Genomic DNA, 17,305 nt, shown 5'->3' with positions numbered 1-17,305 from the left:
CGGAATCGCACACGCCGGATTGATCGTTACGATAGCTTCACCTGTACCCATCAAAAAGGTACAGTTACGGCAAACAGTCCTCCCAACCCGCCACAACCACAACGGAACTCCCCGTGGCCCTTCCCCTGCATCGCCAAACGCTGGCCCAACGGGTCGCCGCCAACATCGCCGAACAGATCGCCGAAGGCGCGCTGCGCCAGGGTGACAAGTTGCCCTCCCTGCGCGAATACACACGCCTGCATGGTCATTCCAAGAACACCGTGATCACCGCCTACGAGTACCTCGCCGCGGAGGGGCTCATCGAGGCACGGCACGGCAAGGGCTTTTTCGTCTGCGCGCCGCCGGAGAACAATGACGACACCGGCCCCGAACCACCCCCGTATGCCCGCGCTCTGGACACGATCTGGATGATGCGTCAGCAATTCGTGCGCGAGCCCGGGCATTCCCATTTGGGCGAAGGGTTTCCGCCAGTGGAGTGGTTGATGGATATGCGGCTGGACAAGTTCAGCCGCCAGGTGGTGCGCAGCGGCGTGGCCACGCTATTCCGCTATGGTGACCGGCTGGGCAATATCAATTTGCGACAACAACTGGTCAGAAAGCTGGCCGGCTACGGCATCAGCACCACCACCGCACAGATCGCCACCACTTTCGGCGCCAACCATGGCATGGATCTGGTAATCCGGCGGTTCGTCAAACCCGGAGACCCGGTGTTGGTGGAAAGCCCGGGGTACTATCCGCTGTTCGGCAAGCTGCAACTTCAGGGGGCCCGCATGCTGCCGGTTACCCGGCAGGTGGACGGACCGGACACCGAACAGCTCGCCCGGCTCCTGGCCCGTGAAAAGCCGCGCTTGTTCTTCATGCAGTCGGTCGGCCACAACCCCACCGGCACCGACCTTTCCACTACCAAGGCGGAACGAATTCTGGCGCTGGCCCGACGCCATAATCTGATCGTTGTGGAAAACGACGCCATGGCGGACTTCAAACTCAGTTCCTGCACAAAACTGTCCGCCTTGGATCAACTCCAACGCACTCTTTATGTCGGCAGCTTCTCCAAACCGGTTTCAGCGGCACTGAGAGTCGGTTTCGTCGCCGGCGAGGAAGGGCTAATCAGTGAACTGGCGGACGTAAAGATGCTGTTGCACACCAGCGGCGCCGAGTATTCGGAGAGACTGGTCAATATTATTCTGCGCGAAGGTCACTATCTTCGGCATCTGGCGCGTTTACAGAAACGACTCCGGGAAGCCACGGAACGGGGTCTGGCGGTACTGGATGAGCTCGGTGCCGAGGTGTTCCACCGCCCCGACCAGAGCCTCTATGTCTGGGCCCGCTTCCCCGGCATCGACGACGCCAATGAACTGACCCGGCGCTGTTTGGACAAAGGAGTGATGCTGGCGCCAGGCTCGATCTTTTCCGTCGACAGGAAAAAGGTCGTGCCCTGGACCCGCCTCAACGTCGCCTACCTGGACGACCCGGCGTTTCGAGCCAGTTTGCCCGGTCATCGCTCCCCAAACTGACGGGGCGATACTTACAGGTCACTCCGGTATCTCCGTTTCCACCGCCAGCACCGCGAAAGTATCCCCCATGGCGACTGCTGCACACCATCCCGATGGTAATCCACGGTGGCACTGATCGGGCTTTCTGGCAGATCCGGCATAGCCACTCCCCATCCCGGGCGCCCATGACGGGCCACCGGCTTTGCTCCTATAATGCCCGTTTTCGCGGCCAGTCCGGCAGAGTTTTCGCTGCCTCGCTCCCGTCCGCGTCACGAGAAACAGGAATATACGTTATGGCCGACATTGGCACCCTGTACATCGTTTCCGCGCCCTCCGGGGCCGGCAAGACCTCCCTGATGGCTGCGCTGGTGGAAAAACTGCCGCGTCTGCGGATTTCCATTTCCCATACCACCCGGGACCGGCGCGACGGCGAAACCGATGGCCTGAACTACCATTTCACCAGCCGCGAATCGTTCGTGAGACTGGTGGAACAGGGCCGGTTCCTGGAGCATGCGGACGTGTTCGGCAATCTCTACGGCACCAGCGCCGACTGGGTTGCCGACACCCTGAGGGACGGCGAGGACGTGATACTGGAGATCGACTGGCAAGGCGCCGCCCAGGTCCGCCGGCAAATGCCCGAGGCGGTCAGCATCTTCATTCTGCCGCCGTGCCTGAAAACCCTGGAGCAGCGCCTCCGCAGCCGCGCCTCCGATGACGACGGGGTGATCCGCAAGCGCCTGGCCGGAGCCCGGGAAGAGATGAGCCACTACGGCGAATTCGACTACCTGGTGGTCAACGATAACTTCGAACGCGCCCTGCATGAGCTGGCCGCCATCGTCGAGGCCCGCCGGCTGACCACCCATCGCCAGGCGGTGCGCCAGGCGGCGGTACTGGCGGACTTGTTGTCCGATGGCGAAACCCGGTAAAATCCCCGCCCTTATGTCTGGTCGATGATGACCAACCGGAGGAGAACACCGTGGCCCGTGTAACCGTAGAAGATTGCCTGGAACAGCTGGACAACCGCTTTGAGCTGGTACTGGTATCCAGCCGGCGCGCGCGCCAGCTGCAGACCGGCGGCAAAGAGCCGCGGGTAGCCTGGGAGAACGACAAGCCCACCGTGGTGGCGCTGCGTGAGATCGCCGAAGGGCATGTGACCAGCGAAAGCCTGGATGCCGCCGCCCTGGAGCATGACAGCGAAGTCGATGATCTGGCGCTGTTGACCCGCTCCTTCGGCGAATAAGCAAAATCGTGGTCCCGGCCTTTGCACGGGCCGGACCACGAAACCGCTGTGGGAAGCGGCCTTGGCCGCGAATGCCCCCTCGGCCGTTAGCCCTTCGCTTGCAAGCAAGCTCCCACAGCGGCTTCGCGGCCAACGCCGAGCCCGGCAACCCGTGGCGATCCCCCTCTATCTCCGCCCATTTTCCCACCAACGCGCATAGCTTTGGCCTATCACGGCAAAAAACGTTGCCTTTTCAATGACTCACGGCAATAACGTAGACAAATTGTCGCGGCAAACCTTAAGCTAGGACTGTATACCGCATACCGCGATGATCAGCGCGGATGCATGAAGCGTCCTTTGCATACATGGATTCGCCCTGGCGGCGTGATGAGAGCCCTTGTCCACCATCCATAACCTGGAAAAACGTTTGCGCAGCTACCTGACGGACGAGCAGATCGCCCCGGTGGTGCGCGCCTACTATTTCGCCGAGACCGCTCACGAGGGCCAGTATCGACGGACCGGGGACCCGTACATCACGCACCCCCTGGCGGTAGCCAACATTCTCACCGATATGCATATGGACCATGCCTCGCTGATGGCGGCCATGCTGCACGACGTGATCGAGGATACCGGCGTCTCCAAGGAACAACTGGCGGCGGAGTTCAGTGAGGAAGTGGCGGAGCTGGTCGACGGTGTCTCCAAAATCGCCCAGATCAAGTTCGAGTCCAAGGCGGAGCAGCAGGCGGAAAATCTGCGCAAGATGATCCTGGCGATGACGCGGGACATCCGCGTGATCCTGGTGAAGCTCGCTGATCGCCTGCACAACATGCGCACGCTGCATGTGATGAATCCCGACAAGCGGCGCCGTATCGCCACCGAAACCCTGGAAATCTACGCACCGATCGCCTTCCGCCTGGGCATGTACAACATGCGAGTGGAGTATGAGGATCTGGCCTTCCATGCCATCCATCCGATGCGGGCCAGATTGATCGGCCAGGCGGTGCGCTCCGCCCGGGGCAACCGCAAGGAAATCCTCTCCTCGATCAAGACCAGCATCGAACACTGCCTCAAGCAGGAAGGCATTGAAGCCCGGGTGCTGGGGCGCGAGAAACACCTGTACAGCATTTACAACAAGATGAAGGAGCAGCACAAACCGTTCTCGGAAATCATGGACGTGTTTGGCTTCCGCATCATCGTCGACCGCGTGGACACCTGCTATCGGGCGCTCGGCGCGGTGCACAATTATTTCATTCCGATTCCGGGCCGGTTCAAGGACTATGTGGCCATTCCCAAGGCCAACGGCTACCAATCCCTGCATACCACCCTGAAGGCCCACTCCGGGATTCCGCTGGAAATCCAGATCCGCACCGAGGAAATGGAAGCGATGGCCAACAACGGCATCGCCGCCCATTGGCTGTACAAGACCGAGGAGAAGCCCGGCTCCCCGACACACACCCGGGCACAGTCCTGGATGCAGCGGCTGCTGGAGATGCAGCAAAAGGCCGGCAACTCGATGGAGTTCATCGAAAACGTCAAAGTCGACCTGTTCCCCGACGAAGCCTACGTGTTCACTCCCAAAGGCGACATCAAGGAGCTTCCCGCCGGTGCCACCCCGGTGGACTTCGCCTACGCGGTACACACCAAGGTGGGCAACCGTTGCGTGGCGGCCCGGGTGGACGGCAAGCTGGCGGCGCTGTCCACGCCGCTGGAGTCGGGGCAAACGGTGAAGATCATCACCGCTCCCAACGCCACCCCCAATCCAGCCTGGCTCAACTTTGTCGTCACCGGCAAGGCCCGCTCCAATATTCGCCACTTCCTCAAGCAGCAGCGCCGGGAAGACGCCCGCGAACTGGGGCAAAGACTGCTGGACAAGGCCCTGGCGGCCTACGAAAGCAGCCTGGAGCATCTGCCGGAAACGGTGATCCGCGCCGAGCTGGATAGCAACGATCAACACAGCCTGGACGAGTTGCTGGAAGACATTGGCATGGGCAACCGGCTGGCACCGCTGGTGGCCCGCAAGATGATGGGCAACCACGGTGAGGCCCGGCAGGAAGAGGACGACCGGCGGCCGCTGGCGATCCGCGGCAGCGAAGGCCTGATGGTGACCTACGCCAAATGCTGCTACCCGCTGCCCGGCGATACCATTCTGGGCCATCTCAGCGCGGGACGCGGCATCGTGGTACACCGCGACACCTGCAAGAATCTGCTGGCGGAGATGCGCAACGCGCCGGAAAAATGCATCGCTCTGAGCTGGGAGCGGGAAGCGGAGCAGGAATTCACCGCCGGCCTGCGTATCGAACTGGTCAACAAACGCGGCGTGCTCGCCACTCTGGCCAACAGCGTCACCGAGCTGGGTTCCAACATCGATACCATCGACATGTCCGACAAGGACCCCACGCTATCCCTTCTCAATGTCACCCTCACGGTGAAGGACCGCATCCATCTGGCGCGCATCATCAAACGCCTGCGGGTACTGGATAACATCGTTCGCATTCACCGGCTGTGAGGCTCTTCCCCCAGGCCTGACCACGAAGCCACTGTGGGAAGCTTGCTTGCAAGCGAATGGGGCTCACTCAGGTGTCTTATTCGCTTGCAAGCAAGCTTCCCACAGTGGCTGCGTAGCCATCTCTGGATTCAATGCGGAAAACCTTTCACCCGCAGCACTTCTTATGCTTTTTGCCGCTGCCACAGGGACACGGGTCGTTCCGGCCGGGTTTAAGCGGCCGGACTTCGTGTTCTCCGTCCAGGTAGAGCCAATGACCGTCTTCACGCAGAAACCGCGAGCGCTCTTCCAGCACGGCGAAGCCAGCGCCCTCACGGCAGGTGGCGCGAAAACGCACCCGGCCCTCATCCCCGTTTTGCTCGCTGCTTACCACCTCCAGGCCGAGCCATTGATCGCCCTCTTCCAGCGTCAGGGATTCAGGCCGGGTGGACGGGTGCCAGGAGGCCTTTACGTAGGCCCCATCGTTGAGGACAAAAGCACTGTAGCGGGAACGCATCAGCGCTTCGGGCGTGGGCGCCGGAGCCCCCCGGTGCAGGGGCTGGCAGCATTGCTCGTAATCAAGGCCGGACTGGCAGGGGCACAAAGGCATGGCAAGGTGGATCAAAACAGCGGCTTTGGTGAGCGCCATTATAAGGGATGCGCCTCACCAGTGGGCCACGGTTATCCCGCAATTCGCAGCGAAACGGACCACGAAGCCGCCGCAGGAGCCTGGTCCAGGCGGCGGGCCGGCGACACCGCGGTCTATTGCGCCTCCTGGCCTCGCATGCCAGCATAGCTTCTTTGTTCCGCGTCACCGGGTTATCGGGGCGCCGTCATTCACACGCAAGTATCGAATTACCATGTCCAATCGTTCCGTAATCAATACCGACCAGGCGCCGGCGGCTATCGGCACCTATTCCCAGGCCATCAAGGCCGGTTCCACGGTGTACCTGTCCGGCCAGATTCCGCTGGACCCCGCCACCATGACGTTGGTGGAAGGCGACATGGAAGCCCAGATCCGCCGCGTGTTCGACAATCTGGCGGCGGTCTGCCAGGCCGCTGGTGGCGGTCTGCAGGACATCGTCAAACTCAACATTTTCCTCACCGACCTCAGCCATTTCGCTTTGGTCAATGAAGTGATGGCCAGTTACTTCCAGCAACCCTATCCCGCCCGCGCCGCCATCGGCGTGGCCACCCTGCCGAAAGGCGCCGGGGTGGAAATGGACGGCATCATGGATATCGCCTGACCGATTTAATGGCAATATCCTTGCACCGCTTTTAGTCAGGGGCATCCCATGGGGTGCCCTTTTTTCGTTCCTCTGCACCGGCTTATCGCCGCGCTTGCTTCTCTCCAGCCGCTCCTCATCTCACCGGAAAGCAACCCCTTCGGTTTTTCCGAAAACAGAATCCACTTTTAAAACAGAACCTTACCTACTCTCCGGTTTGTTTTCCCCTGACACCATCCAGGAAATGGCATCTCTATTGCCTTATTCGCCCGGTCCTTCTTGGACGCTTGCCGATATCAGTTAAAGGGGAAAAACATCATGAGCATCAATATACCGCCCGTGTCAGCCAAGGGCGCGGGCGCCTTTTATCTTTTTATCTCTCTGCTTCTCAGCGGTTGTGGTGGCGACAACTCCTCCGACAACGCGCCACCGGTCGCCAAGACCGAACCGGACCCGATCACCAACACGGTGGCCGCCGATGCCGCCGCCACTGGCGACTATGGCGTTTCGGAGAACGAATACCAGTTCGGCCGAATGACCGTCGTCGACAACAAGAACGGCGACAGCTACGAAACCGACATTCACGGCTATATCCAGTACCCCGAGAACGAAGCCGGCCCCTTCCCGGTGGTGCTGTTCCTGCATGGCCGCCATGGCACCTGTTACGACGGTCGCGGCATCGACGATGACGACTGCGAAAACCCGATCCCCAGCTATCGGGGTTACCAGTACATTTCAGAGAATCTGGCCAGCCACGGCTATGCCGTCATCTCCGTGGACGCCAACGACATCAACGACCATGACAGCGGCCCGAGCAACGGCGACACCGGTGCCCTGGCGCGAGCCATGCTGGTGGTCCGCCATCTGGATGAGTTTCGTGCCATCAACCAGGCCGGCGGTAACGGTCTGGACGACCTGATGGGCAAGCTGGATATGAGCCGGATCGGCATCATGGGGCACTCCCGGGGCGGCGAAGGGGTCAACCAGACCGTGCTGTACAACCGCGCTCAACCCGAGCCTCACAACATCACGGCGGTGTTCGCCCTGGCTCCCACCGACTACAACACCCAGACCGTCAGCAACGTTAACTTTCTGTCCCTGGCCGGGTACTGCGATGGTGACGTGGAAGACCTTATGGGCAACTTCGCCTATGACACCAGCCGCTACGCCGTGGACAACGACCCCTACGCCAAATTCCAGCTGATTCCGATGGGCGCCAACCATAATTACTACAACACCGTCTGGACCACCGATACCCGCCCGGATGACTGGACCATTCTGGACAGCGACGGCGATGACCCCTGGTGCGGCGAGAACGCCGCCGGCAACGGCCGCGATACACCGGAAATGCAGCAGGCCCACGGATTGTTTTTCATCGCTTCCTTCTTCCGCTACTTCATCGGCGGCGAGGACGAATTCGGCGCCTACTGGAATGGTCGGACACCGGTGCCGGAAACGCTTTGCCCGGCCGGAGAGACCTCCTGCGATGACCGCTTCCTGCTCAGCGTGCACGCACCCGCCGCGCAACGGCTGGTGATTGACGACACGCTGGATCCCGCCAGCCTGACCACCAACAACCTTGGCGGCGCGGTGCGGTTCGACGGCTTCTCCAATTTCGGCATCTGCCAGACCAACGGCCGCCCCGGCGAAGGCTGCGACGTGGCCACGCCAACCTTCAACATCGCCGAACAGCTGTTCATGGTCTGGGATACCGCCGCCACCTATCGCTCCGAGTTGCTGAGCACTGACGCCACCGGTTATCAGGTGCTGTCGGTGCGCGTCGGCATCTCCCACGGTGACACCGACAATATCGACGGCCAGGACTTCCAGGTGGTGCTTGAGGACATGGACGGCAATCGTGCCGCGGTGGTCGCCAGCGATTACGGCAACGGCCTGTTCTACCCGCCGGGGCACACCTTCTACGACGATGCCAACCACGGCTCGCAAAAAACCACGTTGAATGCCGTCTCCATTCCACTTACCGCTTTCGAGGGCGTGGACTTCACCCACCTCAACGCGGTGGAGCTGGTGTTCGATCAAACCACCGCCGGTACCGTTCAGATCACCGATCTGGCCATGCAACGGGTGGATTTCTAACTTAAAGTCGCCTCGCGGAGGGGGTGCTCAGCCGCCCCCTCCGCATCGCTCCCGACCCGCTCTTGTGATTCGGCCACGCTTTGCGATTAAGGTCCCGCCTCTTCCCTTTCACAGCTTGACGCCATCGTAACCGCCTCTCATATTGAGTGCGTTTCGCTTTATAGAAAGACTATTCCGCAGAGCGAAACACAACAAAAAATATTTACATAACACCAATAAAGACAGGGAGACACCAGATGGACTCGCATTCCGTTATATCTCTTAAATCTCTGGCCATGGGCTTGCTCGCCGCTGGCCTCATCGCCTGCGGCAGTGACAGTGACCGGAATCCACCCCCCACCGATCCCAGCCGCGCTCAGGATGAGCGCACCTTCACGATAGACGAGACCAGCCTGCCGTTCGAAGTCCAGGAAGGTCATCAGAACGCCAGTCGCTGGTGGGGTGTAAGGCCCAGCGGCGCCGGTTATCGAATGGAAGTGCCGGAAAACTGGAACGGCAAACTGGTGATGTACGCTCACGGTTATCGTGGCGAGGGCGAGACCCTGACCGTGTCCAACCCGAGCCTGCGGGCCTGGTTCCTGGACAACGGCTACGCCTGGGCGGCCTCCAGCTACTCCACCAACTACTATGACGTTCGCACCGGCGTGGAGGACACCAACGAACTGGCTCTGGCCTTCAACGAGATAGCCAGTGCCAACAGCCGCGATCTGGATCCTCCGAGCAAGATCTATATCACCGGCCATTCCATGGGCGGCCATGTCACCGCCGCCGCCATCGAGCAGGAAACCTACGACACCGCCAACAACGTCGTGCACTACGACGGCGCCGTACCCATGTGCGGCGTGGTGGCGGACACGCTTGAGTTCAATTATCTGGCCTGGTTCACCATGGCCGCTCAGCATCTGGCGCATACCGCGGACAACAGCGTGCCACCGCTGGAAGGCATGCCGGCCACCAATTTCGATGTGGATGCCATCAATGCCGTGCTGTGGGACGAGGTTCCCACTCCCGCCACCCTGGGCACACCCTCGGAGGAAGGCGAGAAAATGATGGCGCTCTCCCGCCATCTGTCCGGCGGCGAACGGCCCATCGCGGACATTGGTTTCCGCACTTACTATTGGGGTGTGGTGATGGGCACCGGCGGACGCGACGGCACCGTCAACGGCATCCTCGCCGACAATCTCACCGGCAATGCCGGCGTCACCTATCAGTTTGATAACGACCCCGCTCTCACCGCCGAGGAACAGGCCTTCAACGACACCATCCTGAGAGTGGAGGAGAACCCTGCGGCCAATGGCCTGCGCAGTGACGGTCTGCGCTGGATTCCGGTGCTCAACGGCGAATTCACCATTCCGGTGGTAAGCCTGCAGGGCCTGGGGGATTTGTACGTGCCGTTCCGCCATGCCCAAATCTACCGCGAGCGTGCCACGGCCAACGGCAGCGATACCTGGCTGGTGCAGCGGGCACTGCGATCTCCGGGGCATTGTGATTTCACCCAGGAAGAACAGGAAGCGGCCTTCGCCGACATGATCGACTGGGAACAAAACTCGGTGAAGCCGACGGGGGATGAGATTCTCGACCCGGCCACGGTGGCCAGTCCCAACTACGGGTGTCAGTTCACCAGCGAGGACCGGCCTGGCCTGCCCACCTGCTCTTGATTGAACTGGAAGAGTAATCGCGGTCTGTGAGCGGGTAGTGTGCCACCGTTCGCAGACACGCTTACACGCAACACGCTGGCACGCTATTCGCTGCTAAAGCAGCTCCCACAGCGACCCTGTAGCCCTCTTGTGGGAAGCGGGCTTAGCGTGCCAGCGGTCCACGGCCGCGATCTCTAGAGCCCCAGTTCCGAATCCAGCACCGCCTCGAACCCTTCCGGCAGCACGTCGGCCCAGGCACGCAGCCCTCCGCGCAGTGCCTCCAAGGTGTCGGCCACCAGATTGGCGTGCCCCAGCTTGCGCCCTGGGCGCACGGATTTGCCGTACCAATGCACCACCCCCGGATGTTGCAGCCAGGCCTGGTCAAACGGCGTGCCGATCAGGTTCACCATGGCGGCAGGGCCGTGCACGTTCACCGCGTGTAATGGCACCCCGGCAAGGGCATGCACGTGCAGGTCGAACTGCGACCAGTCGGCGCCTTCATGGGTCCAGTGGCCGGAATTGTGCACGCGCGGTGCGATCTCGTTGACCACCAGTTGGCCGTCTTCCTCGAAGAACTCCACCGCCATCACGCCGGCATAATCCAGCTCTTCCATGATGCCCTTGAGCATGGCTTCGGCGGGTTGCTGCAAGGTCTCACAGGCACGGGCAGGTGCCAGGCTCAAGCGCAGAATGCCATCCACGTGCCAGTTGCGGGTCAACGGGTAAAACAGTGTATCGCCCTGCAAATTGCGCGCTCCGACGATGGAAAGTTCACGCCGGAACGGCACTTTCCGCTCGATGATGGCCTGGCCGGCCAGTTCCGTCACCGGCACCACCGAGGTGTCGTCACCGGCATCCAGAATCCAGGTGCCACGGCCGTCGTAGCCGCCACTGCGCGCTTTCACCACCACACCGCCAAAACGCTGAATGGCGGCGTCCAGATCCTCGGCGCGATCCAGATTCATCCATTCGGCGGTGGGAATGCCGAGTTTGTCGAGCATGGTTTTCTGATCGAAGCGGTCCGGAATGACCTTCAGGGCACCCCGGGCCACACAGCGGTCGCTGCGGGCCAGCTCGGCGGAAAGACCGCTATCGGGAAAGGCTTCCCGTTCCACGGTGATCACCGGATAGCGGTCCAGGCAGGTCTGCAGATCAATGGGTACCGGCAGGTCGGACGTGCCAGGCAGCAACAAGGCCCGCTCCGGATCGTAACGATCCACCACCAGACCCAGCCGGGCCCCGGCTTCCGCCATCATCAGGCCCAATTGGCCTCCACCCAATACCAGTACCCGATTCATCAGCCCTGCCCCAGATCCGCGTTGGCCAGTACCTCATCAGCGCGGGCGGCTTTCCACTCGGCGATGCGCTGGCGCAGCGCGTCATCGTGGCTGCCCAGCATCTGCGCCGCCAGCAGGCCGGCGTTATAGGCCCCGGCGGTACCGATGGCCAGGGTGCCCACCGCCACGCCCTTGGGCATTTGCACGATGGACAGAAGACTGTCGAGACCGGACAGAGCACGGCTCTGCACCGGCACGCCCAGCACCGGCAGCGGCGTCATGGAAGCGATCATGCCCGGCAGATGGGCGGCGCCGCCGGCGCCGGCGATGATAATGCGGTAGCCCTCGTCGGCGGCATTGCGGGAAAATTCGAACAGGCGCTCGGGTGTGCGGTGGGCGGATACCACCTGGGCTTTCCAGCCCACCGCGAATTGGCTAAGGGCGTCACAGGCCTCTTTCATGGTGTCCCAGTCGGACTGGGACCCCATTACAACAGCTACGGGTACGGTCATCATTTCACTCCCATGTGCCGGCGGTCATCGGCCGGCCATTGTGGAGCCCGCTCCCGGCGTGACCGTGCCTGGGCTCCGATTAGAGGGACGCCAGCCCACCCTGAATGGCTTACCCGACGTCCCATGGACCCGCTTTCGGGCCCGGAAGGCGCACACTCTACTGATTCCGCGGCGGCGCGCAAGAACCGGCGCCATGCGGGAGGCCATTCTACACCGTGAACCGGGCTTCACGGAGAGATCCAACAGAGATTGCCGCGAAGCCGGGTAGCTTGCCTGCAAGCTGGCTGCCACAGTTGGCGCTACGAAGTCGCTGTGGGAAGCTTGCTTGCAAGCGAATTGGCTCCCGTTGCCCAAGATTCGCTGCCAAGGCAGCTTCCCACAGCGATTTTGTAGTGATGACCCCTGGATTAGAGATCCAACAGAGATTGCCGCGAAGCCGGGTAGCTTGCCTGCAAGCTGGCTGCCACAGTTGGCGCTACGAAGTCGCGGTGGGAAGCTTGCTTGCAAGCGAATTGACTCCCGTTGCCCAAGACTCGCTGCCAAGGCAGCTTCCCACAGCGATTTTGTAGTGATGACCCCTGGATTAGAGATCCAACAGAGATTGCCGCGAAGCCGGGTAGCTTGCCTGCAAGCTGGCTGCCACAGTTGGCGCTACGAAGTCGCGGTGGGAAGCTTGCTTGCAAGCGAATTGACTCCCGTTGCCCAAGACTCGCTGCCAAGGCAGCTTCCCACAGCGACTTTGTAGTGATGACCTCTGGATTTATGTCTACAAGCCCCGATACCCCGCCCGGTAATCCGGATAACGCAGGCGGTAGCCGCCTTCGGCGATAAACCGGCTGAACAGCCGCTTGCCGCCGGGCGGGGCCTCCTCCAGTGTCAGCGGCCAACCGTGCAGCTCGGCCAGATAGCGGTACACCGTCAGATTACTGACCGGATGGTTGTCGGTGCCCAGCACCACCGGTGACACCGTTTGCCCGGCCAGCCAACGCCTGGCCAGGGTGTGCAGCATGCCGACACAGTCGTCCCGGTGGATACGATTGGTCCACACCGGCGCTGGTGGCGCTTCCTGTCCCTGGCTGAGCCGTTCCACCTTGCGCAGCAGACGCGTGCGGCCCGGTCCATAGATACCCGAGAAACGTACCGCCGTGGACGGCGCCCGGGCACTGATGGCTTCCTCCGCCGCCAGCATCACCTGCCCGTTATAACGCCGCGGGGACGGCGAGGTGTCCTCGTCCACGTCCCCTTGCAGATCACCGTAAACCGCCGTGCTGGAGACAAACAGGGTCGGCGGCAATGGTTGGCGCTGCTCCAGGGCGTCCAGCAAACGGCCAGGCGCGGTCACATAAGCCTCCTGATAGCCGGCCTCGGAGTATTCCGACGGCGTCATCACGATCACCAACAGGTCCACCGGCTCCGGCGGCAGCACGGGGGTATCGCGAACCAGGTCCTGGGCATACACTTGGACCCCGCTGGGGGCCCGAGGACTCCGGCGAATGGCACTGATCCGGTGACCTTCGTCACTCAGCGCCCGCGCCAGGCCGCCGCCCAGATCTCCCAATCCGGCAATTAGGATATGGCTCATCGGTTTCCTCTTGGGCACAATGGTCACAATTGCCTCTACATATTATTGCCATGACGCTAACAGAACTTCGCTATCTGGTCGCTTTGGCTCGCGAGCGCCACTTCGGTCACGCCGCCCAGGTGTGCAATGTCAGTCAGCCCACGCTCAGCGCCGCCATCAAGAAGCTCGAGGAACAGCTGGGCATGCCCCTGTTCGAGCGCCGCCCACGGGAGGTGGTGGTCACGCCCCAGGCGGAGCCTATTGTGGCCCAGGCACAACGGGTACTGGAACAGGCCGATTTGCTGGAGCAAATGGCGATGAGCCAGCGCGACCAGCTCGGTTCGCCGCTGCGGGTGGGCGCCATCTTCACCGTGGCCCCTTATCTGTTCCCGACCCTGGTGCCACGGGTGCACTCGGAAGCGCCGGAGATGCCGCTGTTCATTGAGGAAAACTACACCCACGTGCTGCGCGGCAAACTGGAACGCGGGGAATTGGACGCCATCATCGTCGCCCTGCCGTTCTCCGGTGGCGGCCTGGTGCGGGCCAAGATGTACGAGGAATCCTTCTCCGTGCTGCTGCCGGCGAGCCATCCGTGGACCAAGCAGCAACACATTCGTCCTGAGCAGTTGCTGGACGAAACCCTGCTGCTGCTCGGCGAAGGCCACTGTTTCCGCGACCAGGTGCTGGAGCTGTGCCCGGCGATCAATTCCGAGCGCCAGCGCAATCTGGTGCAGATCGAGGGCGGCTCCCTGGAAACCCTGCGTCACATGGTCGCGTCCGGGCTGGGCATCACGGTGTTGCCGGATTCCGCGCTGTATCAGCACGGCTACGACAAAAGCACCTTCGCCGTGCGCCCGTTCACCGCACCGGTGCCGTCACGCACCATCGCCCTGGTCTGGCGGGACAGCTTCCCCCGGCCCAAGGCCATTGAGGTGCTGCGCCACGCGGTACCCCGCGAAGGCCTGGCGGCCTGAGACTGTCTCCGCGCCGCCGTCTCCCATTCACTGCGACGACATAGCGAGCAATGGCGGTATCACTGGCGGAAATGGGCCTGTCCCGGCTCAAGGGAGTCGGCCCCCGAGCCGCGGAGAAACTGGAACGTCTGGGTTTAAGGACGGTGGAAGATGTGATCTTCCACCTGCCGTTCCGTTACGAGGACCGTACCCGTATCACCCCCATCGGTGCTCTGCGCCCGGAACAAGGCGTGGTGATCGAAGGGGAGATCCTGGCCGCCGACGTGGTGTTCGGCAAGCGCCGCTCACTGCTGTGCAAGATCGCCGATGGCACAGGCCTGGTGTCCCTGCGCTTTTATCACTTCAGCGCCGCGCAAAAGAACAACCTGGAAAAGGGCCGCCCGATCCGGGTCTATGGCGAGCCCCGCCCCGGCGCCGCCGGCTTGGAGTTCTATCACCCCGAGTATCAGCTCGGCCCGGACCTGCCGCCGCTGGAGCGGGCGCTGACTCCGGTCTATCCCACCACCGAGGGCGTCAGCCAGCGGCAACTGCGCAATCTGGCCGGCCAGGCACTGGATATTCTGCGCGAGCATGTTCCCGAGGATCTGATTCCAGCTGACCTGTTGGATCAGCGACACCTGCCCAGTCTCGCCAGTGCTTTGGAAATGTTGCATCACCCGGGTCCCGAGGACCCGGTGGATCTGCTGCTGGACGGCAACCATCCGGCGGTGAAGCGCCTGGTGATGGAAGAAATGGTGGCGCACCAGTTGGGCATGCTGTCCAAGCGCGCCGGGCAGAAGACCCTGGCGGCCCCGGTTCTCGATGGTGACGCCCTGCTTCGCAAGCTACTGCAAAGCCTGCCGTTCGCGCTCACCGGCGCGCAGGACCGGGTGATCGAGGAGATTGGCGCCGATCTGCGCCGGGATCATCCCATGCTACGATTACTGCAAGGCGACGTGGGCTCGGGCAAGACGCTGGTGGCCGCGGCGGCGGCGCTGACCGCCATCGAGTCGGGCTATCAGGTGGCGTTGATGGCCCCCACCGAGTTACTGGCGGAACAGCACCGGGCCAACTTCGAGCACTGGCTGGCGCCGCTGGGAATTCCGGTGCACTGGCTGGCCGGCAGCCTGGGCCAGAAGGCGCGCCGGGAAACCCTGGCGGCCCTGGCTGATGGCAGCGCCGCCATGGTGGTGGGCACGCACGCCTTATTCCAGGACGCGGTGGCCTTCCAGCGGCTCGGCCTGATCATCATCGACGAACAGCACCGCTTCGGCGTTCAGCAACGCCTGGCACTACGGGAGAAAGGCCGTTTCGGCAACCAGGTGCCACACCAGCTCACGCTCACCGCCACACCGATCCCCCGCACTCTGGCGATGAGTGTCTACGGCGATCTGGATACCTCGGTGATCGATGAGATGCCTCCCGGGCGCAAGCCGATTCAAACCCTGGTGTTACCCACTTCACGCCGTGATGATGTGATTGCCCGGATCCGCTCCGCCTGCCTGGAAGGCGCCCAGGCCTACTGGGTGTGCACGCTGATCGAGGAATCCGACGAGTTGCAGGCCCAGGCGGCGGAAGCGGCTTTCGAGACACTGCGCGAAGCGCTGCCGGAACTCAAGGTGGAGCTGGTACACGGCCGCCTGAAGGCAAAGGACAAAGCGCAGCGAATGGCGCGCTTCGCTGCTGGCGAAGCGCATCTTCTGGTGGCCACCACCGTTATCGAGGTGGGCGTGGACGTGCCCAATGCCACTCTGATGGTGATGGAGAACGCGGAACGTCTGGGGCTGGCGCAGTTGCACCAGCTCCGTGGCCGGGTGGGCCGGGGCGGAGGTCAGAGCTATTGCCTGCTGCTGTATCAAACCCCGCTGTCGCAGACCGCCAAGCGGCGCTTGGCGGTGATGCGGGAGACCACCGACGGCTTCGTCATCGCCGAGGAAGATCTGAAACTGCGCGGCCCCGGCGAATGGCTCGGCACGCGGCAGACCGGGGAGCTGGCCTTCCGCATCGCCGACCTGGTTCGCGATGAGGCCCTGATGGAGCCGGCTCGCGAGTTGGCCGAGACCTTGTTGGCACGCCACCCGGCGCGGGTGGAACGTTTGTTGCGCCGATGGCTCAACGGCGGCGAGGATTACGCGGATATTTAGACTGTATTCGCCGCCAAGGCAGCTTCCCACAGCGGCTCCGTAGCCCCTCCGTGGGAAGCTGCCTTGGCGGCGAATGATCGTCTCGATGCCTGATGGAGCACTAACGCTTAGATGGAAATAGTGCCGTCGTCCTTGGCGTCACTTTTTTCCGCCGGCCTGGTCAGTTCCCGCCAGCCGTCCTTGGCGGCCTCCCAAGCCTGACCGAAACGGCTCTTCGCCGCTTCCCAGTTTCCGCGCGTGGCCTCCTGAAGTTCGCTGTACTCCTTGCCCAGTTCCTCGCGCTGCTTCTTCAGGTTCTCCAGCGCCTGCTCCTTGTTCGCGCGGGCCTGCTCGGACAGAGTGTCCCAGCCCTCGTCCATGTCTTTCTGCAGCTCGTCGATGTTCTCATCGAGCATGTCGAGCCCCTGGCGAGCCGCCTCGAGAGCACGTTCCTTTTGCTCCACGCCGTAGTTGCGGATTTCCTGCCAGGTGTCGTTCAACTGCGCCTGAACGTTCTCCTGGTCAGGCTGCTTCACATTGGGGACGCCTTCGGTGGTGTCGCTTTGCGCCCAGCTCAGCGAGGTCGTCGCCACCATCAACGTCGCCGCCATCAAGAGGGAATGACGCATAAAAACTCTCCTATAGCACAGCCTCTATTGTGCCGATTTGCGCGGCGCTTTCGTGCAAAAGACTGTAAGAGCCTGTTCACGATCTTTACGCCACCG

14 protein-coding genes are annotated in these 17,305 nt (G+C 62.3%); 9 read left to right on the top strand and 5 right to left on the bottom strand.

Features of this window, described 5'->3' with window-relative positions; translation table 11 throughout:
* Positions 1-113: 113 nt before the first annotated feature.
* From A6D6_RS10210 to spoT, 4 genes are all read left to right on the top strand, one after another.
* Positions 114-1,514: an aminotransferase-like domain-containing protein gene (locus tag A6D6_RS10210; RefSeq protein WP_201303755.1), complete on the top strand. Its 1,401-nt coding sequence runs from the start codon at positions 114-116 to the stop codon at positions 1,512-1,514.
* A gap of 272 nt (positions 1,515-1,786) precedes the next feature.
* Complete coding sequence (gene gmk / locus A6D6_RS10205; RefSeq protein ID WP_133493401.1) at positions 1,787-2,419, top strand: guanylate kinase; 633 nt, start codon at positions 1,787-1,789, stop codon at positions 2,417-2,419.
* A 50-nt stretch (positions 2,420-2,469) separates the two neighbouring features.
* Positions 2,470-2,733: a DNA-directed RNA polymerase subunit omega gene (gene rpoZ, locus A6D6_RS10200; RefSeq protein ID WP_133493400.1), complete on the top strand. Its 264-nt coding sequence runs from the start codon at positions 2,470-2,472 to the stop codon at positions 2,731-2,733.
* A gap of 376 nt (positions 2,734-3,109) precedes the next feature.
* Positions 3,110-5,218: a bifunctional GTP diphosphokinase/guanosine-3',5'-bis pyrophosphate 3'-pyrophosphohydrolase gene (gene spoT, locus A6D6_RS10195; RefSeq protein WP_133493399.1), complete on the top strand. Its 2,109-nt coding sequence runs from the start codon at positions 3,110-3,112 to the stop codon at positions 5,216-5,218.
* A gap of 145 nt (positions 5,219-5,363) precedes the next feature.
* Here spoT and A6D6_RS10190 read toward each other — a convergent pair whose 3' ends face one another.
* Entirely contained in the window at positions 5,364-5,843 is a 480-nt protein-coding gene (locus A6D6_RS10190) for a YchJ family protein (protein WP_236564069.1), read from the bottom strand.
* Between the two features lie 211 nt (positions 5,844-6,054).
* On the opposite strand from A6D6_RS10190, the gene A6D6_RS10185 reads away from it, so the two are divergent.
* From A6D6_RS10185 to A6D6_RS10175, 3 genes are all read left to right on the top strand, one after another.
* Positions 6,055-6,441 carry a RidA family protein gene (locus A6D6_RS10185; RefSeq protein WP_159660675.1) on the top strand — a complete coding sequence of 129 codons (387 nt, stop codon included), beginning with the start codon at positions 6,055-6,057 and terminating at the stop codon, positions 6,439-6,441.
* A gap of 297 nt (positions 6,442-6,738) precedes the next feature.
* On the top strand, positions 6,739-8,517 hold the full coding sequence (locus tag A6D6_RS10180) for a poly(ethylene terephthalate) hydrolase family protein (protein ID WP_159660674.1): 1,779 nt from the start codon (positions 6,739-6,741) through the stop codon (positions 8,515-8,517).
* A gap of 236 nt (positions 8,518-8,753) precedes the next feature.
* Positions 8,754-10,175 (top strand): alpha/beta hydrolase family protein, encoded by a 1,422-nt coding sequence (locus tag A6D6_RS10175; protein WP_159660673.1) that lies wholly within the window; start codon positions 8,754-8,756, stop codon positions 10,173-10,175.
* A gap of 173 nt (positions 10,176-10,348) precedes the next feature.
* On the opposite strand, the gene A6D6_RS10170 is transcribed toward A6D6_RS10175, so the two are convergent.
* The 3 genes from A6D6_RS10170 to A6D6_RS10160 all read right to left on the bottom strand — a co-directional run bounded on the left by A6D6_RS10170 (position 10,349) and on the right by A6D6_RS10160 (position 13,525).
* On the bottom strand, positions 10,349-11,452 hold the full coding sequence (locus tag A6D6_RS10170) for a 5-(carboxyamino)imidazole ribonucleotide synthase (RefSeq protein ID WP_159660672.1): 1,104 nt from the start codon (positions 11,450-11,452) through the stop codon (positions 10,349-10,351).
* Positions 11,452-11,943: a 5-(carboxyamino)imidazole ribonucleotide mutase gene (gene purE / locus A6D6_RS10165; protein ID WP_026948870.1), complete on the bottom strand. Its 492-nt coding sequence runs from the start codon at positions 11,941-11,943 to the stop codon at positions 11,452-11,454. The genes A6D6_RS10170 and purE overlap by 1 nt, the downstream gene beginning before the upstream one ends.
* A gap of 766 nt (positions 11,944-12,709) precedes the next feature.
* Positions 12,710-13,525, bottom strand: a complete 816-nt coding sequence (locus A6D6_RS10160; RefSeq protein WP_133491270.1) for an NAD-dependent epimerase/dehydratase family protein — start codon at positions 13,523-13,525, stop codon at positions 12,710-12,712.
* A 50-nt stretch (positions 13,526-13,575) separates the two neighbouring features.
* On the opposite strand from A6D6_RS10160, the gene A6D6_RS10155 reads away from it, so the two are divergent.
* Both A6D6_RS10155 and recG read left to right on the top strand, forming a co-directional pair.
* A complete protein-coding gene (locus tag A6D6_RS10155) occupies positions 13,576-14,478 on the top strand; it encodes a hydrogen peroxide-inducible genes activator (protein ID WP_133491269.1) in 903 nt (300 codons plus the stop codon).
* Between the two features lie 50 nt (positions 14,479-14,528).
* Positions 14,529-16,601 (top strand): ATP-dependent DNA helicase RecG, encoded by a 2,073-nt coding sequence (gene recG / locus A6D6_RS10150; protein WP_133491268.1) that lies wholly within the window; start codon positions 14,529-14,531, stop codon positions 16,599-16,601.
* Between the two features lie 107 nt (positions 16,602-16,708).
* On the opposite strand, the gene A6D6_RS10145 is transcribed toward recG, so the two are convergent.
* A complete protein-coding gene (locus tag A6D6_RS10145; RefSeq protein WP_133491267.1) occupies positions 16,709-17,209 on the bottom strand; it encodes a sll1863 family stress response protein in 501 nt (166 codons plus the stop codon).
* Between the last annotated feature and the right edge of the window lie 96 nt (positions 17,210-17,305).

Source organism: Alcanivorax xiamenensis, from assembly GCF_009846745.1.
GTDB classification, from domain to species: Bacteria; Pseudomonadota; Gammaproteobacteria; order Pseudomonadales; family Alcanivoracaceae; genus Alloalcanivorax; species Alloalcanivorax xiamenensis.
Note: the sequence above shows the minus strand (reverse complement) of the source record. Positions and strands in the feature narration are given on the sequence as shown.

Bases quoted from the DNA above. Each gene is read 5' to 3' on its own strand.
- A6D6_RS10155 (WP_133491269.1), top strand. From the start codon at position 13,576: ATGACGCTAACAGAACTTCGCTATCTGGTCGCTTTGGCTCGCGAGCGC.
- A6D6_RS10175 (WP_159660673.1), top strand. From the start codon at position 8,754: ATGGACTCGCATTCCGTTATATCTCTTAAATCTCTGGCCATGGGCTTG.
- A6D6_RS10180 (WP_159660674.1), top strand. From the start codon at position 6,739: ATGAGCATCAATATACCGCCCGTGTCAGCCAAGGGCGCGGGCGCCTTT.
- recG (WP_133491268.1), top strand. From the start codon at position 14,529: ATGGCGGTATCACTGGCGGAAATGGGCCTGTCCCGGCTCAAGGGAGTC.
- A6D6_RS10185 (WP_159660675.1), top strand. From the start codon at position 6,055: ATGTCCAATCGTTCCGTAATCAATACCGACCAGGCGCCGGCGGCTATC.
- gmk (WP_133493401.1), top strand. From the start codon at position 1,787: ATGGCCGACATTGGCACCCTGTACATCGTTTCCGCGCCCTCCGGGGCC.
- A6D6_RS10160 (WP_133491270.1), bottom strand. From the start codon at position 13,525: ATGAGCCATATCCTAATTGCCGGATTGGGAGATCTGGGCGGCGGCCTG.
- A6D6_RS10145 (WP_133491267.1), bottom strand. From the start codon at position 17,209: ATGCGTCATTCCCTCTTGATGGCGGCGACGTTGATGGTGGCGACGACC.
- A6D6_RS10190 (WP_236564069.1), bottom strand. From the start codon at position 5,843: ATGGCGCTCACCAAAGCCGCTGTTTTGATCCACCTTGCCATGCCTTTG.
- A6D6_RS10170 (WP_159660672.1), bottom strand. From the start codon at position 11,452: ATGAATCGGGTACTGGTATTGGGTGGAGGCCAATTGGGCCTGATGATG.
- purE (WP_026948870.1), bottom strand. From the start codon at position 11,943: ATGACCGTACCCGTAGCTGTTGTAATGGGGTCCCAGTCCGACTGGGAC.